The following is a 25,109-nucleotide window of genomic DNA, read 5'->3' as shown; positions in this document are numbered from 1 at the left end:
CTTATCCCGCTTTATTGACGCGCATATACCATTCCACCAGACGCCGAACTTGGCGATCTGTATATCCGTGGCTGCGCATCCGTTCGACAAACTCCTGATGTTTGCTTTCGGTTTTACTGTCTTTCTTGCTGCCAAAGGAGATCACAGGCAAAAGCTCTTCAACCTGACTGAACATGTGCTTTTCAATCACATCGCGCAGCTTTTCATACGAATTCCAGGCCGGGTTTGATCCCGTATTGGCGCGGTGGCGCAAAGAGAATTTAACCACCTCGTTGCGGAAATCTTTGGGATTGGCGATGCCACAAGGCTTTTCAATCTTGCTCAGCTCTGCATCTAGGATTTCGCGATCATATAGCTGGCCGGTATCTGGGTCTTTATAATCTTGCTCTTCAATCCATGCATCCGCATGGGCGATATAACGATCAAAGACGTTCTGGCCATATTCTGTATAGCTTTCCAGATAGGCTTTCTGGATCTCATTGCCGATGAACTCCTCATAACGTGGCGCCAGCTCGGTTTTGATGAACTCAAGGTATTTCTGTTCAACCTCCTGCGGGAACTGCTCGCGCTTGATCATTTGCTCTAGGACATACATCAAATGCACGGGATCCGCGGCGACTTCATCCGTATCAAAGTTGAAAACCGAGCTCAGAACCTTGAAAGCAAACCGGGTTGAAACCCCGTTCATCCCCTCATCCACACCTGCACGGTCCTGATATTCCTGAACCGTCTTGGCCTTCGGATCCGTATCTTTCAGGCTTTCCCCGTCATAGACACGCATTTTGCTGTAAAGGTTTGAATTTTCATGTGGCTTCAGACGTGTCAGCACAGAGAACCGGCTGAGGATTTTCAACGTCTCGGGCGCGCAAGGCGCATCCCGCAGCTCACTGCCTTCGATCAGCTTGTGGTAAATTTCCGCCTCGTCGCTGACACGCAGGCAGTAGGGCACCTTCACGATGGACACCCGATCAATGAACGCTTCATTGTTTTTGTTGTTCTTGAACGTTTGCCATTCGCTTTCGTTTGAGTGCGCAAGGATCAAACCTGAAAAGGGAATCGCGCCAAAACTTTCGGTGCCCATATAGTTGCCTTCCTGCGTTGCCGTCAGCAACGGATGGAGCATCTTGATGGGGGCCTTAAACATCTCCACAAATTCCAAGACACCTTGGGTCGCGCGGTTCAAACCACCCGAGAAACTGTAAGCATCTGGATTGTCTTGACTAAAATGTTCAAGCTGACGGATATCAACCTTACCAACAAGCGTTGAAATATCCTGATTATTCTCGTCTCCCGGCTCTACCTTGGCCACGCAGATACGGCGCAAACGGGAGGGATAGAGACGTACGACTGAGAATTTATTGATGTCACCCTCAAATTCATCAAGACGTTCAACCGCCCAAGGTGACATCAACCCAGGCAAGCGATGCGGCAGTATGCCAAACTCTTTCTCAAGCGTCCGGCCCATCTTGATGGGATCAAACAGGCCAAGTGGGCTTTCAAAAATCGGAGAAACCTGATCACCAGCTTTGAGCACATAAATTGGCTGGTCTTCGATCAGTCGTTTGAGGCGTTCTGCAAGAGATGACTTCCCCCCGCCTACAGGTCCAAGAAGATAGAGGATCTGCTTACGTTCCTCCAACCCCTGGGCGGCATGGCGGAAATATCCCACGATACGTTCAATCGTGTCCTCCATGCCGTAGAAATCTTTAAAGGCGTTGTATCGCTTAATCGTTCGGTTCTGAAAAATCGGGCCTAACCTTGCGTCCTTGGACGTATCAACCAGCTCCTCGTCTCCAATTGCCTTAAGCATTCGCTCCGCCACATTGGCGTACATGCTTGGATCATCCCGACAGGCAGACAAATAGTCCTGCAAGGACATCTCCTGCTCTTTAGTTTGACCGTACTGCTCGGCAAAAAGTTCAGCGATATTCGACATATGATCAAGCCTCCTGATCTTTTGTGTGCCCGTCCTCCTGGGGTTTTACATTGCACGCAGACAATAGCGCCCTGCACGTGGGCTATGAGGTGTCCGCGTCGTTCTTAAATTCTGATATCTGCTCCGCGCCAGCTTAGGTGGCACGCGCTGAGGTCGCCCCGCGAGATGGGGTCTTCACCTGTGGAACGATGTCCACATTGGATACTCTGCTTTTTTTCTATCTTACTACAGATGTGGTTCTCAGGCTATCTGGAACAAGTTTATTTTTATTTAAATTCGCTAAATTTGAACATAAATCTCTTCTCACATGATCGAGAGAGCCTGTGCGTATGGCAACGAAATAGTGTGATGCACCGAGGTCGTATCAAGCAGATGCCGCCACTACGATTCGCAATAAACGCTTGGTATTTTGCTAAAGTTACAGCGTTTCTCAATGAGGCGTACCATTGATAACATTGGATTGAAGCCCATAACGCTCACGGCTTCCTGAGTTATACACAGTCTCTGGGCAAGATTGCTGCAGAATAGACACGGTTAATGTACTTTAACACACCTGCCTGCCTTAGCTTGGCTAGACATGTGACTAAAATTTGCCACAATATGCTCCAAAAGCGGCCAATCATAAAGCTGCAGCAAAATTAGGCGAACACAGGGCTAACACTGCGATCCGTTTTCATGGCGGGCATCAGAGTACCCTTTATCGAGTGGTAAAAAAATGAGTACGGTTGCATATATAACCCGTGATCTATCGGGTACGAAACAACATGGTGAGTTTGCTGAAGGGGCTCCGCTTGTCGATGCGACAAGTGCGAAAGACATCTCTCTCAATCTCCGCACTCAGGATGTTCAAAGCTACCAACGCATCGGCAACGACCTCCAAATTGTGACAGTGGATGGGCAAACGCTGGTTCTGGACAATTACTTTGCGCAAGGCATCACGGGTCAAAAAAACCTGTTCCTCAGCGAAGACGGGGAATTCATCGAAGTTCTTCTGGAAGACCGCGCGGAAGGCATGCTGTTTCCCACTTACGAAACATTGGATCTATCTGGGAAGTGGAGCGCTTATGATGACCTCACGTTCCTTGGCTTAGATCGCATCGAACCTGTGGTCGCTCCTCTTGTGGCTCCATTGCTTGGTGGTTTGGGCGGGCTTGGCACCGCAGCTGCGGCCGCAGGCGTGATTGGTGCAGGCGCGCTCGCAGCTGGTAGCGGCGGTGGCGATGGGTCAAGCAGCGACAGTGGCGATGGCGGCAATACCACCGTCCCAACCGTTGATGATCCAGATGCAATTGTAAACGTATCAGGAAACACAACAGAAGCCGTTGAAATCACAGGAACCGGCGCGCCTGGCTCTGAAGTACTCGTCAACATCGGTGGCGTTGAACAAACAACTGTTATTGATGACGATGGCATCTGGGGTGTCTCTTTCCAACCGGGTGATCTCCCAGCCGACGGCAGCTATGAAGTGACTGTCACTGTCGATGACCCGGACGGGGTCAACCATGAGTTGGACGGCCCGTCCGTCAATATTGATACCACACCTCCTCCTGTAGAAGTGACCGCTGGTACTGAGTCTGTTGGTGAGATCATCAATGCGTCCGAACACGAAAGCGGTACGGTTATTGCAGGTACGGGCGAAGCTGGCGCAACTGTCTCGGTTCTGATCAACGGCACCACGCGTGAAACAACGGTCGCCGAAGATGGCACGTGGAGCGTGACATTCACATCTTCTGAGATTGAGACCGGGACTTATGAAACCGCTGTTTCGATCTCCAGCAGCGACTCTTTTGGCAACACCACAACAATCAGCGAAACGCTGGTCGTCGACACCGATGCGCCAGTTACAGAGTTTAACGCGGTGGAAGGCGATGATTTTGCCAACGCTGCAGAAGTTTCTGACGGTGTTACAATCTCAGGCACAGGCGAAGCTGGGGCAACCCTCTCAGTAGAACTGCTTGGCGAAACGGTTTCAACCACAGTCGGAGCAGACGGCACATGGTCCGCCGCATTTGGCGCAGCCCTGTTTACTGCCGGTGAATATGAAGCCACTGCAACCGTCACTGCGACAGATTCAAATGGCAACAGCTCTACCACCACACACACCTTTGAAGTTGATACAGTCGCACCTGTCGCCACTGTAGGCACCGTAGAAACGGACGATGTTATCAATGCTGCTGAGGCGGCCGATGGCGTGACCCTATCCGGTACAGGCGAAGCTGGCGCAACAGTAACCGTTGTCGCGTTGGGCACGACACAAACGGCACTTGTTGCGGATGATGGCACTTGGTCGATCGATTATGCAGCATCGCTGATTCCTGCAGGGGAAACCGATGTTACCGCGACGATCTCAATCGTTGATGCGGCAGGCAACGTTGGCGATACCGTCACACATGATGTCCGAGTGGACCGTCTGGTCAATGAACTGACTGTAGAAGACGATCAGACTGCAGATGACATCATCAACGAAGCAGAACGCGAAGCAGAAGTCACCCTGACTGGAACTGTGGAAGCAGGCTCTTCAGTCGTCGTCACTTTTGATAGCCTGCCAGGTCAACAGTTTAACGCAACTGTAAATGCAAGCGGAGCATGGAGCGTCGCCGTTCCAGCAAACACCTTCCCAGAAGGCACTTACACATCGATTGCAACCATTACCGCAACCGATGCCGCAGGCAACACCGACAGCATCACCGAAAGCTTTGCGGTCGATACCGAAGGCGCGCCAAGTTTCGAAAGCTCCTTACGCGTTAACGGCTCTGTTCAAGATCTCATTTTTGCAGAAGAACTCTCTGGCCTCAGCGTAAGTACTCTGGCGGACAATGGCAGCCTCACCGCTGTTGATGGCAGCTTTGGCAGCAGCACATCCACCGATGCAATCACAGGTGAGACTTCAACCACGACAACCTTCCGTGTTGATAACCTTGGCGATATCTCCGATGGTTCCGTTCTTGTGGTAACTGGCACGGATGACGCAAATAACACAGCCTCTAGCGTTGTGGTCCTAGAGGATGCGGTATCTGGCCGGGATCTTTTGACCAACACAGGTCTTGATGCGTTTGATATTGAGAGCCTCAACCTCGATGAAAGCGACAACGCAAACCTGACCATCACCGAAGCCGACATTCGCGCTCTGTCTGGCGATACAGATACTTTGGTTGTCCAAGGCAGCAATGACGACACGGTCACTGTCACAGGGGCAACACTCACCGAACAGCGCGACATCAATGGCGAGACCTTCAATGTCTACACAGTGGGCACTGATGGCGCGACCCTGATCGTCGAAGAAAACGTCAACGTCGTTATCTAAACTCCGCGCCCGGCAGGCTGACCACATCTGCCGGGCGCGCAATGCCCACACGGGCAAGGAGGTCGGATGAAACGATTTGCAATTGGCGCTCTCATCTCGCAGTGCATATTGGCTGGCTGTGTCGAACAACTGCCCTTCATGACAGCGAAGGAACCGGATTTTAACGTCGATTCCGTTACGAATTTTGACCAATCTGGCCAGAAACAAAAATCGGATTTGATTGAGCAATTAAAAGCACGACGCTCGCTGCTTGAAGATACCAGTATCTACAACACAGTTGCGCAAACCGCGCTGACAGCATCCGCGCGTTCTGCTGAGGCTGAACTGATTAGCGCGAAACTGCGCGCAGAGGCGCAATCAAAAAACTGGCTCCCAACGCTTGGTCCTACCGTGAGTCTGACAGATCTCGGCGATATGGTGGCAGGCCTTTTGATTGAACAAGTGTTGTTTGACAACGGACGTCGCAAGTTCGAGCGTGAGTTCGCTGCGGCAGATGTTGAAGTGGCAGCGGTCAACCTGTCAATCGATCAAAACACCCGCGTTGAAACCGCCTTGAACCTTTACATCCAAAGCCAGTTGGGCGAAGAACAAGCCCGTTTTGGTGAAAAAGCCCTCCGCCAGATGGGAGAGTTTGAACGGGTTGTGCAAGGCCGTGTGAATGGCGGTGTTTCTGACCATTCAGATCTCCGTGTCGTGCAAAGCAAAATCGCAGGAATTCGCTCAGGTGCGTCTACGGCATCGGAACGCGCGTCAACTGCGCGGGCCGAACTTTATGCGCTCACAGGGCAGGATTTTCACGTTCAACCGCAAAAATTGGTGATTGGCACGCCCCCCGAAGCGGCCGGTTTCATGCGTGTGCTTCTGGCGCAATCAGAAGCCAACCGCAGCATTGCTCGCGCCGAAGTTGAACGAGCCAGCCTGCTGCCGCAAATCTCAGCGAGCGGCAACCTCACGACAGGTGGTTCTGGTGTAAGCTCTGGCGCAGGTCTTACGGCAGGTCTGGGACAGCCTCTTGGCCTTGGTACCCCTTCTGCAATCAAGGCTATCGAAGCGACAAAAGAAATCGCACGCCGCCAGATTTCCGAGGCTGAAGAGGACTCGCGCCGCGCCTACAGTCGCCATCTGCAACGGCTTACCTCCTTCCGGCGGCAGGAAGAAGAAACAACGCGCCTTGCCCGTACCAGCTATGAGACATACAAGCTGTTCAAAGCACAGTTTGAAGCTGGTCAACGGACGGTTCTGGATGTTGTGAACATCTATGAAGAATATACCCGCCGCGAGCTGGCCCGTATTGAAGCAAAATATGAAGTGATCCAGATCCAGATAGAAATGGCACGTGATCAAGGACTCCTGGCAGACGGGGACAGAATTTGAGCGAGCACACCCCGAACGATGGTATCCAGACCACGGATGACCAGACGAGCAGACGCAAACAGCCACAACTGCGGGCTGTTTCAAACGATGCTGCACCAATCGATGACAGTACAGACGCTTCACAAGCAACAGTTCTGTCAGGTGAGGTAGAGATCGAAACAATCCGTCTAGAAGGCGGTGACGACAGTGCATCTGAAGTACATGCGCTGGTTGAAGGCGCTTCATCGCGCATTCAGCACCGGGCAACATTGGTTTCGACACTCAATGCGATGAACGGGGTAGAAACCCCAATCAGCGACGTCACCGATTTTCTCTGGAGCAATAACCCCGGCGACGTGACCTTTGAAACCATGGCGCGAGCTGTGGAAACTGCGGGGCTTAACCCTACAATCACGTCAAACGTTTCGCTGACCCCAGATGTCTGGCCTGCCATCGCGATGATGAACAATGGCCAGTGCGTTCTGGTGCTGGCACAAGACAACGACACGCTCAGCATCTTTGATCTGACCTGCCCGGAGCACCGCGCCGAAGTCCCTGTCTCAGATTTCCAGCCGTTCTTTACAGGTGCGACTCTTGGTGCAAGCCCGTCCTTGGATCAAATGGCCGCGCGCCATACGCCCCTGTTGGGGGGCAAGCATTGGTTCTGGGGTGAATTCCGCAAATACCGCCGTCAGGTGAGCGAAATTATGCTTGGCTCACTTGTGGCCAATATCCTTGCGGTCTCTGTCGCCTTATTCTCGCTTCAAGTGTACGACCGTGTTGTCCCGCACCAATCGCAAGCAACACTTTGGGTGCTTGCTGTAGGAGCATTTCTGGCCATCGGTCTGGAAGGTATCCTGAAGCTGGCGCGGGCGCGTTTGACCGATACTGCGGGCCGTCAGATAGAACTCTCTGTGCAGCGCAACCTGATGCGCCGCCTGATTGGCATGCGCTCTGACAAGAAACCCCTGCCCCCCTCAGGCCTGTTCGCGGCCATGCGCGATTTCGGCTCCGTCCGGGAATTCTTTACCTCGTCCACGATTTCGACGCTTGCGGATATCCCGTTCATCGCAATCTTCCTGCTTTTGGTCGCCTCAATCGCTGGCCCAATTGTCTGGGTGCTGATGCTAGGCGCAATCTTGATGCTGGCACCGGCCTATTTCATGCAGCGCAAAATGATCGCGCTTACCCGTCAGACACAAGGCGCAAACGCAAAAGCCGGCCGCCTGTTGCACGAGGTGGTGACCGAGCTTGATACGCTGAAAACCCAGCGGGGCGAAGATCGTGTTCTACGGCTTTGGGATGAGCTGAACACATTGTCCTCATACTCCGCAGCCGAACAACGTCGCCTGTCCAGCGCGCTTACCTACTGGTCACAAGGCATCCAGCAATTCACCTATATTTCTGCCGTTGTTTTTGGGACATTTATGGTCTTCAAGGGCGAATTCACTGTTGGAACCATCATTGCCACTGGTATCTTAACCAGCCGCACCCTTGCGCCACTCACACAGTTTGCAGGCACGCTTGCACGGTGGAGCAACGTCAAAGGAGCGCTGGAAGGACTAGAAGCAATCGCAACAGCTGCCCAGGAAAAAGAAGATGATCGCAGTTACCTGCGTCGTGAATCCTTTGAGGGACGATTTGAGCTGCGCGAAGTGGTCTTCCGCTATGATGACGATGGGTCTCCCACCGTCGATGTGCCCGCAGTCGCGATCACTCCTGGTCAACGGGTCGCAATCCTTGGTGTGAATGGTTCAGGCAAATCAACGCTGCTCAAACTGCTCACCGGGCTCTATGCGCCTGATCAGGGTCGCGTCATGATTGATGGCACCGATATGAACCAAATTGATCCTCGCGATTTGCGCCGTCATATTGGCTATCTCAGTCAGGATATCCGTCTCTTTGCAGGCACTTTGCGCGAGAACCTCAACATGAACTTGCTAGAGCGCAATGACGATCGCCTGATGGCAGCACTCGATTTTGCCGGTCTGGGTGCTTATGTGCGCAATCACCACAAAGGTCTGGATCTGGTGATCGGCGACAGCGGTGGTGGCTTGTCTATTGGTCAACGTCAATCTATCGGCTGGGCCCGTCTGTGGCTGCAAAACCCATCAATTGTATTGTTGGACGAGCCGACTGCCTCGCTTGACCAAACCCTCGAACGCACATTGGTGAGCCGTTTGGACACCTGGTTACAAGGTCGTACCGCCGTAATTGCGACCCACCGTATGCCAATCCTGCAGCTGACAAATCGTACCTTAATCCTGCAGGCAGGCCGTATGGTGGTTGATGGGCCACGGGATCAGGTGCTTGCGCACCTTGCGTCATCTGGTGAAAAGAAATGAACGCCCCCCAACAGGATATGGCCCAAGCAGCACAATTCTCTAGCCGTATCATCTATATCGTGGGCGCAGCCCTTTTGGTTTTTCTGGGCTGGGCAACCTTTGCGTGGGTAGATGAAATCGTGCGAGCCGACGGCGAAGTCGTCTCGTCCTCACGCGCGCAGATCGTGCAAAACCTTGAAGGCGGTATTCTTGCAGAACTACAAGTCCGCCAAGGGGATGTTGTTCAAGCCGGTCAAATTCTGGCAAAGCTACAAGACACTAGGTTTCAAACAAAAGTGGACGATCTGCAGGATCAGATCGATGCGCTTGAAATCAAACAATACCGTCTTGAAGCAGAGGTTTCAGGTGGTTTTGAATTTGACGTCAACGCAGAGCTGAAAGCGCGCTCACCCCACATTCTTGCCTCAGAACAGGCTTTGATCAAAGCCCGCCAAACGGATTTTCAAAGTCGCCGGGAAAGCTCAAAACAGATCCTTGACCAATTGATCAGCGAATTAAAAAACCTTGAGCGACTGCACAAACAGAACATCGTTGCTTTGCTAGAGGTGAACAACGCGCAAAAAGCCGTAACAGACGCACAGGCCAAATTCACTGAGATTGGCACCCAGAACGAGCTTCAACTCGCCGAAGAGTATTCGCTCACTCTTCAGGAGCTAACATCGCGTCGTCAGGAGCTGCGCATTGCACGTGACCAGTTGGACCGGACCATCATCACCTCGCCGATGCAAGGGATTGTCAACAATATGGCCGTCACCACAATTGGCGGCGTCATCCGCCCCGGTGAAGAAATCTTTGAAATCATTCCTTTGGGGGAAGAGCTTTTCGTAGAGGCACGCGTGAAACCTGAGAACATCGCGAGCGTGCAACCCGGACAAGACGCCACAGTAAAGCTCTCGGCCTATGACTATACGATCTACGGATCCTTGCGCGGTAAGGTAGATTTTGTGTCCGCAGACACCTTTGAAGACGATCGCAATCCACGCGCCGAACCGTTTTATCGCGTTACCGTGCGTGTGGACCGCAGCAGCTTTACAGAACGTCAGCACGCAATACAGATCCGCCCAGGCATGCGCGCAACAGCAGAATTGCAGACGGGCAGCAAAACGATCCTGCAATACCTTCTGAAACCGCTCTACAAATCCAAAGACGCGCTACGCGAGCCATAGTATTTTGTGCCCTACAGTGTAGGCTTAAGTCAGTCGTTTCTTATGAAATGTAAGAACAACACACCGCTTTTCCCTTAAACGCCAAAAACCCGCAGCCATTCTGGCGCAGGGTTTTCTGGGATTGATCGAATGTGTGGTTGGATTTTATCCAGCGCGGCGTACCAGCTCCCACAAATTTTTGTCCAGGGCCGTGCCGATCGACACACGTTGATTGCCCATGGCGGCTTTCGCCGAAATAACTGAAATCAGTCGCGGTGCACGTCCTGGACGCACTTCAAACACTGGCGCGCCAGACGCACCAAAATCTACTGTGCAATTCATCACTAGGGTTTGCGCTTTGCGTGCGATAACATGGCACGGTTGCTCCCAATTGGGGCGATTACGCTCAACATAATTATAGGACATCACGCCCACAGCATCCCCGCGGTTCGCCTGCGACGACGTTGCAAAAGGCTGGATAAACTCCGAGCTGATCGGGCGGTCCAGACGCAGCACTGCCAAGTCGTGACCAATCTGTGCCTTTCCCGGTGGACGGTAGCGATACTGCGGATGAAGCACAGCCTTCGCAACCCCTCGCGCGGCTTTCGCATAACGACCGTCCAAACCCGCCTCAAACCGGATCGTTGTTGGATCGACCGCGCGGCCATTTGACGGATCATAAAGGCAATGCGCAGCTGTCAACACAAGGTTGGGCGCAATCAAAGCACCTGTGCACATGTTGCGACCTGCGATGTTCAGCCGCCCCACGGCTTCCCATCCGGTGACTTTACTTTGGGTGCCCACGCGGTCCTGGGCGGTAACGTTACCAGCACTGCCTAACATAAGGCATGCAGCAACTGCCGCTAAAAGTTGTCTCATAGTCCACTCCAACTTCCCACGTTCATAAATTCCTTCAGTGGTGTGGCTGGAATGAGGCCTCAATTTGCATTGATGTGGCCGCTGTGCGGACAGAATGTGGCAGACGTAACAAATCACTAACCCCCCCAGGTTAATCTCTAAGTGATAATCGCAAAAATAAGGGGTTCTGCACGCATAAACTGCACACTTAGTGAAAAAATTTATTCAATCACCTGTTAAATAATAACTTTCCAAGAGGTAAATATCCTCCCGCAAAGCATGAACAAAGCCCCTTCAAAGCTTAATATAGCCTCTCGTTCTCTTGCCGTACGCAGGGAATCACCGCTTTATGACCCAAATATGTCCGAATCTCTGACATGCGAAATGTGGGCAGCCTGCTTTATTCGTCAAATTTCTTAGGAAACATCAGATCTTTGACCGGCCTCAGCCACACTGCCAAGATATCCGTCTTTGGAGTATATTGTACCGTGACCGTCAAATTACTTGCCCCACACATAGGCACTCTCTAGGCCTTAAGCGAACTTATGCTAAAAGGAGCAGCCTGATGACTGCGGTATTAACAACACCATCCGGCGCATCGCACGGGCAATATGTTTTTGGAACGATGCAATTTGGCGGCCGCGCGGATGCCACCGCATCGCGCGAAATGTTTGAAGCCTGCCGTACGGCAGGTCTTCGCCACTTTGACACGGCTTGGCTGTACACTGATGGCCAAAGCGAAACGCTCTTGGGTGAGATGATCGCCTCCTGCCGTGAGGATATACTGCTTGCAACCAAAGTAGGCTATAGCGGCGGAGCCGGGCCCGCAAATCTTGACGCGCAGTTTGAGACCAGCCGCCAGCGCCTCAATCAAGACAGTGTTGATCTTTTGTATCTGCATCAATTTGATCCAGACACTGATCTGCGCGCCACTCTGGGTTGGTTTGCAGAGCAAAAACTGAAAAATCGCATTCGCTATGTAGGCCTATCTAACTTTGCGGCTTGGCAGGTGGTAAAAGCCGCTTGGGCAGCCTCGGAGTTAGATCTAAAAATTGATGTGCTGCAGCCAATGTACTCGTTGGTTAAACGGCAGGCCGAGGTTGAAATCCTGCCCATGTGCAAAGATCTGGATATTACACCTATTCCTTATTCGCCTCTGGGTGGAGGCCTGCTAACCGGCAAATACGCCAAAGGTGAGAGCGGGCGCTTGACTGAAGACAAACGCTATGCGGCGCGCTACGGTCAAAGCTGGATGTACGACTGTGCGAAAAACCTTACCAAGGTTGCAGAGCGCGAAGGAGTCAATCCAGCAACGCTCGCTGTTGCCTGGGCTGCCGCGCATGAGAGCAACCCGACTCCCATCTTATCAGCCCGTTCCGAGGAACAACTGCGCCCTTCGCTAAAAGCTGCCCACTATGCCCTGACGCCCGCGCTCTATGAGGAGTTGGCAGCGCTCAGCCCGCGTCCTGCGCCCGCAACAGACCGGCTAGAAGAAACAACGGAATGATTGATTTTCTTGTTGTTGGGGGTGGCGTTGCCGGGCTTGGTGCAGGCGCCCATCTCGCAAAGCATGGATCTGTGGTTCTGCTCGAACAAGAAGACACACTGGGCTATCACACCTCAGGGCGATCCGCAGCGATGTTTGAAGAAAACTATGGCCCGGCTCCGATTGTCGAACTCAGCAGAGCCAGCGCTACCCCACTACAGACAGGGGGATATCTCAGCCCACGTGGGTTCCTTTTGATAGCACCAGCGGCTGACAACGCCTTGTTTGAACGCGATTGCATCAATTTACAGTGTGCAGAGATTTCCGCCAATGAAGCCCGCGATCTTGTCCCTGTTTTGAACCCAACCTATCTGCACCGTGCAGCATACCATCCAGAAGCCGCAGACTTGGATACAGATCGCCTTATGCAGGACTGGGCACGTGATCTACGAAATCACGGTGGCGAAATCCACTGTCGCTGTGGGGTTGAAAGTATCGAAAGACACTCACAAGGATGGCGCGTGACCGCGGGCACACTAGAAATCTACGCCCGTTATATCATCAATGCAGCAGGTGCCTGGGCTGACGAAATCGCAGAACGCGCCGGATGCAGGCCTGTTGGCCTCGTCGCGAAAAGACGTTCGATGGCACAGCTGCCCGCCCCACAAGGCCATGATCCAATGACCTGGCCAATGATCATGGCGGCAGGGGAAGCATGGTATACAAAACCACAATCAGGTAAGCTGTTGGTCTCCCCTGCTGACGCCGATCCAACCAAACCGCATGACGCCTGGGCAGATGATATGATACTGGCAGAAGGGCTCGCTCGTTTTGAAGAGGCCGTGGAATTTACAGTCACACGCTTGGAAACAAGCTGGGCCGGACTCCGATCTTTTGCTCCCGATGGCAACCCTGTGTTCGGAGCAGATCCAAGTGATCCGCATTTCATATGGTATGCCGGGCAAGGCGGATACGGTTTCCAGACCGCTCCAGCCTCTGCCAAACTGATTTCTGACATCATTACAGGTGAAGAGACTGGATTTGATCCAAAGTTATTGGCCGCACTATCACCTGCAAGGTTTTGATCCCTCTTCAAGTGATCCGCGCTTTGTCAGGTCTTCAACAAAAGAGGCTTTGCGCCGGACTATGTCCGTCGCCACAGGGGCTCAGCAGGCCGCGCCAAAGGCGCGGCCTGCTGAGCCCAACGGGAACCTTTCGGATCTCTGATACGAATGGTGACGGGCGGGAGAACACCGAATATCAAAAACCCCGACTATGAGCCGGGGTTTGGGTCACACTCTCAATTTGAATTGCTCAGCCATTTTGGCGAATAGTTTCATTTTTCGGATCATAAGGGCTGTCACAGGTAACAACTGCATCCCACAGCTGATCCTGCATCTTTACTTTGAGCTTTGTCCCTTCGATCGCATCCTCAGGTCGCACATATCCCATGCCAATAGATTTCTCGAAGGCGACAGAATAACCACCTGACGTCAACCGGCCGACACGTGTGACACCATCCTCAGCGTAAAGCACCTCACGCCCCCATGGATCCGCGTCAGTTGGCCCATCGATCAGAACTGTCACACACTTAAAGCGCACACCAGTTTCTACCATAGCACCTTTGCCATGGAACTCTTTCGACAGGTCAATAAAGCGCGGCAGATCGGCTTCTTGCGGCGTCGCATCGCGACCCAGTTCCGTGCCAAATGCACGATAGGATTTTTCCTGACGCAGCCAGTTTTGTGCCCGAGCACCGACCAGCTTCATCCCGTGCGCCTCGCCTGCCTTTTCTAACAAATCAAACAGGTAATTCTGCATTTCAATCGGGTGGTGCAGCTCCCAGCCAAGTTCACCGGTATAGGCGACACGGATCGCATTCACCGGGCACATGCCCAGCTCAATCTGTCGCGCGGACAGCCACGGGAAACGCTTGTTCGACAAGGCTGTCTCAGGATCTGCATCTACGATCACTTCTTTCAACACATCCCGCGCTTTGGGGCCTGCGATGGCAAAAACACCCCACTGTGTGGTCACATCCTGAATTTCAATATAGCCGAACTCTTCCATCTTATCTTCAGCCGCTTTGCGCAGATAATCCGCATCATATTCAGTCCATGCGCCAGCAGAGACAAGGTAATAAGAATTCTCGCCATTGCGCACGATGGTATATTCTGTACGGGTTGTCCCTGCTGAGGTCAGTGCGTAAGTCAGGTTAATCCGGCCCACTTTAGGCAGTTTATTGCAGGTAAACCAATCCAGGAACTGCGTCGCACCAGGCCCTTTTACCACATGTTTGGTAAAGGCCGTTGCATCGACCAAACCTACGCCTTCGCGGATTGCCTTGGCTTCATCAACAGCGTGTTGCCACCACTTTCCACGACGGAACGAGCGGCTTTCTTCATCAAAATGTGCCGGTGCATCAAGAGGGCCGTAATAATTTGGACGCTCCCATCCATTAACCCAACCAAATTGCGCACCGCGCGCCTTTTGACGATCATATGCAGGCGAGGTGCGCAACGGGCGTGCAGCGGGGCGTTCTTCGTCCGGGTGATGCAGGATATAAACGTGGTCGTAGCACTCTTCATTTTTGCGTGCTGCAAATTCGGTTGTCATCCAGTTTGAGGAATAGCGCTTTGGGTCAAGGCTCGCCATATCGATTTCGGCTTCGCCATTCACCATCATCTGGGCCAGATAATACCCCGTGCCACCCGCCGCCGTGATCCCAAACGAGAAGCCCTCTGCCAGCCACATATTGCGCAGCCCCGGTGCTGGGCCAACCAGCGGATTGCCATCGGGTGTATAGCAAATCGGACCGTTAAAATCGTCCTTCAGCCCGCATTCCTCGGATGACGGCATACGATGGATCATCGCCATATACTGATCTTCGATCCGCTCCAGATCCAACGGGAAGAGATCGGCGCGGAAACTGTCAGGCACGCCATGTTCAAAACAGGCCGGTGCGTTTTTCTCATAGACCCCCAGAATCCAGCCACCGCGTTCTTCGCGCACATACGACTGCGCATCTGCATCGCGAATAACCGGATGCTCTGGATTACCAGCTTCGCGATAGGCCTGCAGAGCAGGATCTACATCTGTCACGATAAACTGGTGTTCGACTGGAACCGCCGGAATTTTAATCCCCAACATCTTGGCCGTGCGCTGTGCATGATTGCCGGACGCCGTCACCACATGTTCAGCCGTAATCACCACCTGCTCTTCCGAAGGAACAAGATTGCCGCCTTTTTCAATCATCTTGGTGCAAGTCACTTCCCAATGGCTACCAGTCCAATGGAAAGCGTCCGCCTGAAGTTTGCGCACGATATCAACACCGCGCTGGCGTGCGCCTTTGGCCATCGCCTGCGTCACATCAGCTGGATTAATATAACCATCCTCGGTGTGATAGATCGCGCCTTTCAGATCCTCAGTCTTGATCAAAGGCCAGCGCTCTTTGATCTGATCCGGGGTAAGCCATTCATAGTTCACACCACATGTTTCCGCAGTGGACGCATACAGCATATATTCATCCATACGCTCTTGTGTCTGCGCCATGCGCAGATTGCCAACAACCGCAAAACCAGCGTTCAGACCCGTTTCCGCTTCAAGCGTTTTATAGAAATCAACCGAGTATTTATGAATATGCGTCGTCGCATAAGACATATTGAACAGGGGCAGCAGGCCCGCCGCATGCCATGTAGAGCCTGAGGTCAACTCATCGCGTTCGATCAGCATCACATCATCCCAGCCCGCTTTTGCCAGATGATACGCAATCGAGGCACCGATGGCACCGCCACCCACAACCAGCGCTTTGACTTCAGTTTTCATATTGCCGCGCTCCACGTCCATTAAAGAATCCTAGCGTAGTATAGGCAAAAATACGGGACTATCCGCGAAATCCATCCGACCTAAAAAACGACAAAACCGACGCCCACGGCGCTCTGCGCAAATAATTGTCACACCTCAAAACATCCACAAAATAAAAGACACCGACGCCTTAAATATCTGACGCCGGTGTCTCTATTTGGCAGTCACCTTAGGAAAACTAAGGTGGCTCTGATATTTGCGGAAATTATCCGCCGATTGCGATGCCTTCCCGCCGTGGGTCTGCACCACCTTTCAACGTCTCTCCGATTTCAATTGCATGAAGGCCGGAATTTAGCCCGCGCACATTAACCTCATATCCAAGATCGGTCAGGCCCTGCTCAAAATCTGTAGCCTTTGTGCCCTCTTCCAGATCATATGTCCCAAAGCGGTTCACAAGATGCGGCAGCTCAATCGCTTCTTGCACCGTCATACCCCAATCCGCCCAAGCGATGATGGTTTTGGCAACATATCCAATGATGCGACTGCCACCAGGTGAACCAATCGCCAACACGGGCTTACCATCTTGCATCACGATCGTCGGCGCCATCGAAGAGCGCGGGCGCTTGCCGGGTTCCAGACGATTTGCGATTGGCACTCCGTCTTTGTGCGTACGGAATGAGAAATCTGTCAGCTCATTGTTCAGCAAGAAACCATTTGTCATCAGGCGCGAGCCAAATCCGTTTTCGATGGTGGTCGTCATCGACAAGACGTTGCCGTATTGGTCTACAATTGAAATATGTGATGTTGATGGAAACTCAATCGATTGATCATCCGCCCAGCGTGGTGCAAGCCCTGCATGATCAAAGACTGGGGTGCCGGGATCTGCACTCTCAAGCGCGGTTTCGCTCGCTAGCAGTTTCGCACGCTCAGCCAGATAGCTATTATCCACCAGGCCCTGCGTTGGCATTGGCACAAAATCACTATCCGCCATGTAACGCCCCCGATCCGCAAAGGCGAGGCGCGACGCATCCCCGATCAAACGCCAGCTTTCGGGTTTCTCGGCACCAAGGGCAGCCAGATCATATTGCCCCAGCAGACCGAGAATCTGACCCACTGTAAGCGCACCCGAGGATGGCGGCCCCATGCCGCAGGCTTCATACGCGCGGTAGGTCGCACAAACGGCTGGACGTTCCTTAACTGTATAAAGCGCCAGATCGGTTTCAGACAGAACACCCGGATTGCCCTCAGCGGTCTGAACTGTTTTCACGATGTCCGCAGCGATTGCACCGGTATAAAACGCATCTGCACCTTCTGCCGCCAATGCACGCAACACATTTGCATAAGCTTTGTTTTGCACGATTTGCCCCTCAGCCAAAGGCGCACCATTTGGCACAAAATAAGCTGCTGTTTCGGGGAACCGGCTCAACCGGTCTGCATCGCGGGCGATCGATTGCGCCATGCGCGGGGAAACCGCAAACCCTTTATCGGCAAGCGTGATCCCTGCCTCAAACAAGGATCCCCAATTGGCACGCCCCCAGCGGCGGTGCGCCTCTTCCAGCAAAGCTGGCGTTCCCGGTGTTCCCACCGAAAGACCACCCACAACAGCATCAAAGAACTTCAAAGGTTCGCCTGCTTCATCCTGAAATAGAGACGGCGTCGCAGCCAAAGGTGCAGTTTCGCGCGCATCAAGCGTGGTCAGCTCTCCCGCTTCAGCGTCGTACCAAACAAGAAAGGCGCCGCCGCCCAGACCCGAAGATTGCGGCTCGACGAGGCCCAGTACAGTCTGTACCGCCACCATCGCATCCGCTGCGGTTCCACCAGCGTCAAGCACAGCTGCCCCGGCTTCAACTGCAAGCGGGTTGGCAGCAGCGATCATCCAATCTGTGGATTCAACAACTTTGCCAGCCGCCTTCTTGGCTTGTGCAAATAATGCAGCCTCAGTCAAAGCCTGCGCTTCTCCTTGAGTGGCCTCTTCCGGCGCAACCGCATCTGCTGCCTCTTGGGCATAAGCTGCACCCACAAGCAATGCACAGGACACCCCTGCCGAAACTATAACTTTCATGAAATACACTCCTTTTTTCCGGCCGTAAATTCAGCCTACAGCATTGATGGTACCACCTGATCTGGTGGCCGATGTCCATCTTCAAACGTTTTGATATTTAACAAAACTTTCTCGCCCATCTCAATCCGCCCCTCCACGGTGGCCGAGCCCATATGCGGCAAAAGGACGACATTAGACAATTCACGCAAGCGTGGGTTCACCGCGCTGCCATTCTCATAAACATCCAGCCCGGCCCCAGCGATTTCACCTGCACGCAGCATACGCGTCAGCGCGTTTTCATCCACCACTTCCCCACGTGAAGTATTGACCAGCACCGCATCCGGTTTCATCAGCTTCAAGCGGCGTGCGTTCATCAAATGAAATGTCGAAGGTGTAGACGGGCAATTGACGGAAATCACATCCATACGAGCCACCATCTGATCAAGACTTTCCCAATAGGTGGCCTCAAGCTGCTTTTCAGCTTCAGCATGCAAACGACGTCGATTGTGATAGTGAACTTGCATCCCAAAAGCTGCCGCGCGACGCGCCACAGCCTGACCAATACCACCCATGCCGAGAATCCCAATACGGCGCCCAGCAAGGCGCCCGCCCATCAGTGCGGTTGGGGCCCAGCCTTCCCATTCTCCTTTTTGCATCATGGCAAGCCCTTCGGGCACCCGACGAACAACCGCCATGATCAAGGCCATAGCCATATCAGCCGTGTCATCTGTCAGCACACCTGGTGTGTTTGAAACCAATACGCCACGCTCGCGCGCGGTGGCGACGTCAATGTGATCAACGCCTGCGCCATAATTGGCGATAAGTTTCAGCTGTTCACCAGCTTGCCCCAACAGGGCGGCATCTATTGTATCGGTCACGGTCGGAACCAAGACATCCGCCTCTTGCAAAGCCTGCGCCAGTTCAGAGCGCGACATAGGGCGATCCTCATCGCGCAGTTTGACGTCAAACAATTCGCACAACCGGGTTTCCACAGGTTCCGGCAACCGTCGCGTTACAACAACACTCAGACGTTCTCTTGGCATCTGCGCCCCCCTCCGCTTTGCAGTCTCAACCTTCCATGGCATCGTGAACGAGGACGCAAGCGGGCACAAGAACCCAAGTCGTTTTGAGCACAGCTTTTGTGCAAGTCAGCAGCAGTGCAGAGAACTGAGAAGGTTCCCGGATGGCAAGGCTGGCAATTTGCGCTAAGGTTTCGCAAAAGAGCAGAATCAAAACACCAATAAGAGTGAACAGGCACGTGAAATTTTCGACTTATTGCTTGCGCGCAACGGTGCTAATAGGTCTTGCTGTCCTGACAGGCGGCACTGCAATCGCAGCTGACAAACGCGGCCCCGTAACAAACTTACCGCTCCCGCGTTTTGTCTCAATGAAAGCTACTGAAAGCAACGTGCGCCGTGGTCCCTCACTGACGCACCGCGTAGACTGGGTCTTCAAACGCCGCGGCATGCCACTGGAAATCACCGCAGAATACGGTCATTGGCGCCGTGTGCAGGACCGGGATGGCGCTGGCGGCTGGGTGCATTATGCCCTGCTTTCAGGGGCACGCACAGTTCTAATCGAAGAAGACCTTTTGCAGGTTCATGCACGTCCAGACCCACAGTCCCAAGTCACCGCCGCATTTGAACTTGGCGTTGTTGCCCGTCTTGGAGAATGCAGCAGGGACTGGTGTAAAATCTCAGCGGACGGCTACAAAGGCTGGGTTCAAAAACACCAACTATGGGGCGTTGCCCCGGATGAGATACGCGAATAATTCGCCTAGCCTATCTAGATCAGCGGGCGCCGCTCTAACGTACATCTCTTAGGTTTTTTTGCAGCAGGAAGACGCGGCACATCAATCACCTGAGCTGACGTGGCGCTGCCCGGTGCTAGGAAGCGTTTTATAATGCGGGACCGGTGCGCAAATACTTTCTCATCTGTAAACGGCAACCCATCTCGGCGGGCTTGACCGATCAGTTGAGAAAGCCTCTGACGGTTTTGCGCAAGATCCGCTATTTCCTGCGCCAGCGCCTCTGTATCCCCGCGCGGCACCAAAATCCCCCCTGCATTGCGAGAAATCAGATCTTGCGCGAAAGCACCATGATAGCCCACAATTGGTGTCCCAGCGCAAAGGCTCTCGATCAGGCACCGAGGGCTTTCGGGGGTTTTATGGCAAAACATAAATACCTGCGCCGCACGCAGTTGCTCAAGCACTTGATCGTGCTGTGACAGAAGTCCCGGCAAAAACACACGATCTTCAAGATGAGACCGCGCAACTCGCCGCCGCATCTGTGTTAACTCGACTCCATCGCCAAGCCAGGTTGCCCGGAAATCAACGCCCAAAACCTTAAGACGTTCTAGCACAGCAATCCAATCAATCGGCCCCTTCATGGCATCCGCGCGCCCGGCATAGATAATATTTAATGGACCCTCTGCGACTTTGTCGATTTTTTTGCTCAGCTGCGAACCTGAAATATGGTCCTCTGCCCGGATGTGGATATCATGCACAAGCTGTGGATTTGAACAAAACGAGCGATAGGCTTCATAGGTTTCCTGACCATGTAACAAACCAAGGTCCGCCATACCCAGAACATGTTTTTCAAGCAGGGCCATTGGTCGATGTGTCATCCATGCCCGCATCCGATCAATCCAGCGCCCCCCCTCTGTCTGGGTACGTACAACCTCAGATTCGACGCGATCCGTCCAGACCGCAAAAGCACGCTTTTGTTTCTTTGCTTCAAAGGCACTTACAGCGCCCCAATCACCAAACAAACCACCAATAGCAAAGCTCAAAACATCCGCCCGTATGATCAGCTGGCGAATGCGCGCCCGCGTAGATCTATAGGTCCGCAAAAATTGATCTGGCCGATACGCCATTGGCAAAGGTTCAATCGCAACGCCCCGCAACTGGTCCTGATTTTGAGAGGCGGGCAACCATCCCGGTGGCGGTGGTTGATCCAAAGTCGGCATCATCACTGTGACATGATGAAAATGCTGAGCCCACAAACGAAGACCGTTTATCGCTTGGCTTTCAACAAAAAACTCGCCGGCATATCGGTAAAGCGGGACAGGTGCATAGATCAAAAGCGTTGGACACATACCCTGAGGCTCAACTGTCATCTTTTCCATCCCATCCCCCAGACATCTATCAATCAACAAATGTTATCGATCTTTTTGAAGTCACAAGTCTCTTTAGCAATGGTGAAAAACTGCACTCAATGCCGCAACAACGCAAAAGCATAGTTAATTATATCTGTGCAACAAAAGTATAGAACAAGCGGGAATTACCCCACCTTTTGTAACATATCCGTTCACCCGAAAGGATAGAAAGCCACATCTATTGTGCGATGCAGTCGAAAGCTGCAGCTTCCAATTGCACAAGAGCCTTTGCTGTTTTACATGGGGGCAGACAAACGGCACTCGGTGCATACTGGACCGCCGCTGATCATCTATACGATGCGTGGATCTTTCACGCTTACCTCGCTAACGCCTCCGATATCGCTGAAAGGGTATGGAACATGACAGAAAACTCAAACCCAGACATTCTGTATACCATTGTAGACGAAGCGCCAGAATTGGCATCAGCCTCTTTCTTGCCAATCATTCGCTCCTTTGCCAGCGCCGCAGGCGTCAGTGTTGGCACCAAAGACATTTCCCTTGCCGCCCGAATCATTTCCGCATTTCCTGAGGCGTTGACCGAAGATCAACGCCAGTCAGATGATCTGGCAGAGCTGGGCGAATTGGTAAAAACACCTGACGCCAATGTAATCAAGCTGCCAAACATCTCGGCCTCTGTGCCACAATTGGTCGCCGCCATCGAAGAGTTACAAAGCCAAGGCTATGCCTTGCCCGCCTACCCAGAAGAGCCAAAAACAGACGACGAAAAGGCTGTTCGCGCGCGATATGATGCGATCAAAGGCTCTGCGGTGAACCCGGTTCTGCGCGAAGGCAACTCTGACCGTCGCTCCGCCCGCGCAGTGAAAAACTACGCGCAAGCAAATCCACATTCCATGGGCGCGTGGGCTGCGGACAGCAAAACCAAAGTCTCCTCGATGCCCGGCAATGATTTCTATGCAAATGAGAAAGCCGCCACCATTACTGCTGCACAGGCTGGTGATGCGAAAATCGAATTTGTCGCCAAAGACGGGGCTGTAACCGTTCTGAAAGACGCATGGCCGCTCGCAGAAGGCACCATCGCAGATGCAACCTTTATGTCCGCAAAAGCCTTGGGCGCATTCCTGAGTGGCGCAATTGAAGACACCAAAGCAGACGGCACCATGTTCTCCTTGCACATGAAAGCCACGATGATGAAGGTTTCTGACCCAATCATCTTTGGCCACGCTGTCAAAGCATGGTTGGCGCCTGTGTTTGAAAAATTCGGCGACGACATGGCCGCTCTGGGCGTAAACCCGAATTCTGGCGTGGGTGACCTGCTGGACCGCGTCAAAGACAACGCTGATATCATGGCCGCAATTGATGCCGTCACTGCAGAACGCCCTGCGATGTATATGGTCGACAGCGACAAAGGCATCACCAACCTGCATGTGCCTTCTGATGTGATCATCGACGCCTCTATGCCAGCGGTCATCCGCGCGGGTGGCAAAGGCTGGGACGGCGAAGGCAAGAAAGGCGACACCAACTGCGTGATCCCCGATCGTTGCTATGCAACCGTCTATGATGAAACCATCAATTTCTTCAAAGCCAATGGTGCTCTGGATGTGACCACTGCAGGCTCTGTTGCAAACGTTGGCCTGATGGCGCAAAAGGCCGAAGAATACGGCTCGCATCCCACCACATTTGAAGCGCCTGCAGACGGCACCATTCGCGTAGTTCTGACAAATGGCGAAACGCTGCATGCGCACGATGTGGACGCGGGTGACATCTGGCGCGCCTGCACAGTGAAGAAAGCGCCAATTGAAAACTGGATTGAGCTGGCAATGGACCGTCAGCGTCTGACCGGTTCTGAGGCAATTTTCTGGCTGGACGCAAACCGCGCCCATGATGCAGAGCTGATCAAATACGTAACCCCTGCGCTTGAAGCGGCAGGTAAGGCAGATCTGTTCCAAATCCTGGCCCCACGTGAAGCAACAGCACAGTCGCTGAAAACCATCACTGCTGGCAACGACAGCATTGCCATCACCGGCAACGTGCTGCGCGATTACCTGACCGATCTCTTCCCCATTCTGGAACTGGGCACATCGGCGAAAATGCTGTCGATCGTGAAATTGATGCAGGGTGGTGGTCTGTTTGAAACGGGTGCTGGCGGCTCTGCGCCCAAACATGTGCAGCAGCTGGTCGAGCAAAACCACCTTCGCTGGGATTCCATGGGTGAATTCTGCGCATTGGGTGAATCGCTTAACTTCCTTGCCGATGTGAAAGGCAACGCCAAAGCAGGCGTGCTGGGCGCAGCAGCCGAAGTGGCCACACAAGGCATTCTGGACAACAATAAATCTCCGTCCCGCAAGGTAGGTGAACCTGACAACCGTGATAGCCACTATTGGTTTGCGCGCTACTGGGCAGAAGCGCTTGCGGCACAGAGTGGGGATGCTGACCTGGCGGCGCATTTTGCCCCGATCGCAAAATCTTTGGCAGAGGGTGAAGCCACGATCTTGGCAGAGCTGGCAGCAGCACAAGGCCCAGCGGCTGATATTGGCGGCTACTACCGCCCCAGCGTTGAATTGAAAGCAAAAGTGATGCGCCCATCAGCAACGCTGAACGCAATCATCGACTGATATCGATTAAGGCCAGAGAGAAAACCTCACTGGTCTAATCCAATCTGAAACATAAAACCCACCGGCATACCACCGGTGGGTTTTTCAACATATGTGAGTGGGTCATAACAAACGCAGGGCTCCCGCCCGCCCTTAATTTGTTTTCAAACAAATCGCGTCCCGTTGGGCGTAGCGCCGCATTTGCATGCGGCGCGGTTGCGCCAGATCTTAAACGGTCAGGCCTTCGGGCTCGGACAGGTTATTGGCACGACAGCACGCAGTAACAGTATTGGCCAACAGGCAGGCGATGGTCATCGGTCCGACTCCACCAGGAACGGGGGTGATGGCACCTGCAACCTCGGAGGCTTCGGCAAAGTCAACATCGCCCAGAAGCTTTGTTTTACCTGGCTTATCTGGATGCGGAATACGTGTGATGCCCACATCAATCACAGTGGCACCAGGTTTCACCCAGTCACCTTTGACCATTTCTGCCCGGCCCACAGCAGCAACAAGAATATCGGCACGACGGCAAACGTCGGCCAGATCCTGCGTGCGAGAATGGGCAATCGTCACTGTGCAATTTTGCTGCAACAGCAGCTGTCCCATAGGTTTGCCAAACAGGTTTGAACGACCAATCACCACTGCGTTCTTGCCAGACATATTCTCGATCTGATCACGCAGTAGCATCAAACAACCCAGCGGAGTACAGGACACAAGCCCCTTTTCACCACTTGCCAGCAACCCCGCATTCACAACGCTCAACCCATCAACATCCTTCGTTGGGTCGATACGGGCAACAACTCGGCGCTCATCCAAATGATCAGGCACGGGGAACTGGCAGAGGATTCCATGCACATTCGGGTCTGCATTCAACGTGTCAATCAGTGCAAAAAGATCTTCCTCGGAGGTATCTGCAGGCAGTTTATGTTCGAAAGAGGCCATGCCCGACTCAACCGTCTGCTTGTGCTTGGCTGCGACATAAACCTCTGATGCTGGGTCTTCCCCAACCAACACAACCGCCAGACCGGGGGTAATGTTGTGCTCTTCTTTCAGCCGGTCAACGTGACCTTTGATCTGTTCCCGGACTTTTGCGGCAAACGCCTTCCCGTCGATAATATTTGCTGCCATC

At 53.2% G+C, this 25,109-nt stretch carries 15 protein-coding genes; 8 read left to right on the top strand and 7 right to left on the bottom strand.

Annotated features, from left to right (window positions below; all coding sequences use genetic code 11):
* Window position 1: 1 nt before the first annotated feature.
* On the bottom strand, window positions 2–1,936 hold the full coding sequence (locus tag BLP79_RS02085; RefSeq protein WP_090215404.1) for a PrkA family serine protein kinase: 1,935 nt from the start codon (window positions 1,934–1,936) through the stop codon (window positions 2–4).
* Window positions 1,937–2,651: 715 nt separating this feature from the next.
* On the opposite strand from BLP79_RS02085, the gene BLP79_RS02080 reads away from it, so the two are divergent.
* From BLP79_RS02080 to BLP79_RS02065, 4 genes are all read left to right on the top strand, one after another.
* Window positions 2,652–5,240 (top strand): Ig-like domain-containing protein, encoded by a 2,589-nt coding sequence (locus BLP79_RS02080; RefSeq protein WP_090215402.1) that lies wholly within the window; start codon window positions 2,652–2,654, stop codon window positions 5,238–5,240.
* 66 nt (window positions 5,241–5,306) lie between these two features.
* Complete coding sequence (locus BLP79_RS02075) at window positions 5,307–6,614, top strand: TolC family protein (RefSeq protein WP_090215399.1); 1,308 nt, start codon at window positions 5,307–5,309, stop codon at window positions 6,612–6,614.
* Window positions 6,615–6,748: 134 nt separating this feature from the next.
* A complete protein-coding gene (locus BLP79_RS02070) occupies window positions 6,749–8,938 on the top strand; it encodes an ATP-binding cassette domain-containing protein (protein WP_232716365.1) in 2,190 nt (729 codons plus the stop codon).
* Window positions 8,935–10,104, top strand: coding sequence for an HlyD family type I secretion periplasmic adaptor subunit (locus BLP79_RS02065; protein ID WP_090215396.1), 1,170 nt, complete (start codon window positions 8,935–8,937; stop codon window positions 10,102–10,104). The genes BLP79_RS02070 and BLP79_RS02065 overlap by 4 nt, the downstream gene beginning before the upstream one ends.
* 144 nt (window positions 10,105–10,248) lie before the next feature.
* Here BLP79_RS02065 and BLP79_RS02060 read toward each other — a convergent pair whose 3' ends face one another.
* On the bottom strand, window positions 10,249–10,962 hold the full coding sequence (locus BLP79_RS02060; RefSeq protein WP_090215393.1) for a trypsin-like serine peptidase: 714 nt from the start codon (window positions 10,960–10,962) through the stop codon (window positions 10,249–10,251).
* 544 nt (window positions 10,963–11,506) lie between these two features.
* Between BLP79_RS02060 and BLP79_RS02055 the strand changes: the two genes are divergently transcribed.
* Together BLP79_RS02055 and BLP79_RS02050 are read left to right on the top strand one after the other, a co-directional pair.
* Window positions 11,507–12,448: an aldo/keto reductase gene (locus BLP79_RS02055; RefSeq protein ID WP_090215391.1), complete on the top strand. Its 942-nt coding sequence runs from the start codon at window positions 11,507–11,509 to the stop codon at window positions 12,446–12,448.
* Window positions 12,445–13,512 (top strand): NAD(P)/FAD-dependent oxidoreductase, encoded by a 1,068-nt coding sequence (locus tag BLP79_RS02050; protein ID WP_090215388.1) that lies wholly within the window; start codon window positions 12,445–12,447, stop codon window positions 13,510–13,512. Before BLP79_RS02055 ends, BLP79_RS02050 begins: the two co-directional genes overlap by 4 nt.
* Before the next feature lie 229 nt (window positions 13,513–13,741).
* Here the strand turns inward: BLP79_RS02050 and BLP79_RS02045 are convergent, their stop codons facing one another.
* From BLP79_RS02045 to BLP79_RS02035, 3 genes are all read right to left on the bottom strand, one after another.
* Window positions 13,742–16,252 (bottom strand): GcvT family protein, encoded by a 2,511-nt coding sequence (locus BLP79_RS02045; protein ID WP_090215730.1) that lies wholly within the window; start codon window positions 16,250–16,252, stop codon window positions 13,742–13,744.
* A 244-nt stretch (window positions 16,253–16,496) separates the two neighbouring features.
* On the bottom strand, window positions 16,497–18,293 hold the full coding sequence (gene ggt / locus BLP79_RS02040) for a gamma-glutamyltransferase (RefSeq protein ID WP_090215384.1): 1,797 nt from the start codon (window positions 18,291–18,293) through the stop codon (window positions 16,497–16,499).
* Window positions 18,294–18,328: 35 nt separating this feature from the next.
* Window positions 18,329–19,315 (bottom strand): 2-hydroxyacid dehydrogenase, encoded by a 987-nt coding sequence (locus BLP79_RS02035; RefSeq protein WP_090215381.1) that lies wholly within the window; start codon window positions 19,313–19,315, stop codon window positions 18,329–18,331.
* A 248-nt stretch (window positions 19,316–19,563) separates the two neighbouring features.
* On the opposite strand from BLP79_RS02035, the gene BLP79_RS02030 reads away from it, so the two are divergent.
* The gene (locus tag BLP79_RS02030; RefSeq protein WP_232716367.1) at window positions 19,564–20,043 is read left to right on the top strand and encodes an SH3 domain-containing protein; all 480 of its coding nucleotides are present in this window, start codon (window positions 19,564–19,566) and stop codon (window positions 20,041–20,043) included.
* A 14-nt stretch (window positions 20,044–20,057) separates the two neighbouring features.
* Here the strand turns inward: BLP79_RS02030 and BLP79_RS02025 are convergent, their stop codons facing one another.
* On the bottom strand, window positions 20,058–21,389 hold the full coding sequence (locus BLP79_RS02025) for a glycosyltransferase (protein WP_232716328.1): 1,332 nt from the start codon (window positions 21,387–21,389) through the stop codon (window positions 20,058–20,060).
* A gap of 398 nt (window positions 21,390–21,787) precedes the next feature.
* Here BLP79_RS02025 and BLP79_RS02020 point away from each other — a divergent pair, with 398 nt between their 5' ends.
* Complete coding sequence (locus BLP79_RS02020; RefSeq protein ID WP_090215375.1) at window positions 21,788–24,001, top strand: NADP-dependent isocitrate dehydrogenase; 2,214 nt, start codon at window positions 21,788–21,790, stop codon at window positions 23,999–24,001.
* A 207-nt stretch (window positions 24,002–24,208) separates the two neighbouring features.
* Here BLP79_RS02020 and folD read toward each other — a convergent pair whose 3' ends face one another.
* A complete protein-coding gene (gene folD, locus BLP79_RS02015) occupies window positions 24,209–25,108 on the bottom strand; it encodes a bifunctional methylenetetrahydrofolate dehydrogenase/methenyltetrahydrofolate cyclohydrolase FolD (RefSeq protein ID WP_090215372.1) in 900 nt (299 codons plus the stop codon).
* Window position 25,109: the final 1 nt, after the last annotated feature.

Origin of the sequence: Epibacterium ulvae (assembly GCF_900102795.1) — a bacterium.
In the GTDB taxonomy this organism is placed as follows: Bacteria; Pseudomonadota; Alphaproteobacteria; order Rhodobacterales; family Rhodobacteraceae; genus Epibacterium; species Epibacterium ulvae.
This window is presented reverse-complemented; position numbering and strand designations above follow the sequence as displayed.